This window comes from Pantoea sp. SIMBA_079 (assembly GCF_046940275.1).
GTDB classification, from domain to species: Bacteria; Pseudomonadota; Gammaproteobacteria; order Enterobacterales; family Enterobacteriaceae; genus Pantoea; species Pantoea borealis.
This window is the reverse complement of the sequence record NZ_JAWRYR010000121.1, coordinates 1-322: the sequence shown is the minus strand read 5'-3', so window position 1 is coordinate 322 and position 322 is coordinate 1. Positions and strand designations below refer to the sequence as shown.

General features: G+C 55.9%; 1 protein-coding gene. It reads left to right on the top strand.

Features of this window, described 5'->3' with window-relative positions; translation table 11 throughout:
* Positions 1-322, top strand: a 322-nt coding sequence (locus tag SB719_RS19375; RefSeq protein WP_412159632.1) for a hypothetical protein, incomplete at both ends; no start/stop codon positions are given.

The following is a 322-nucleotide window of genomic DNA, read 5'->3' as shown; positions in this document are numbered from 1 at the left end:
GCGATTTGGCGTGGTGCCGAATTTTTTTCGTTTGACGCCAGAAAATCCGGACATCACCGCGAAACTGTGGGGTTTTGCGTGTTTTGGCTATCTGGACAATCCGCTGCCTTCACTGTTTAAGGAGAGGCTGTTTGTCTGGTTGTCCCGTTTTTGCGAAGTGCGTTACTGCATCGTCCGGCATGTCGGCTTCCTTGTCGGCCTGGGGCGTGTCGCCGGCGATGCCAGTTGCCTTCCTCAGTCAGTGGACGAAATACTTCGCCTGGTGCGAAAGCCAGTGCCACTCGCAGGGTCACTGCGGGTCTGCATCGAACAATGCTCCTCC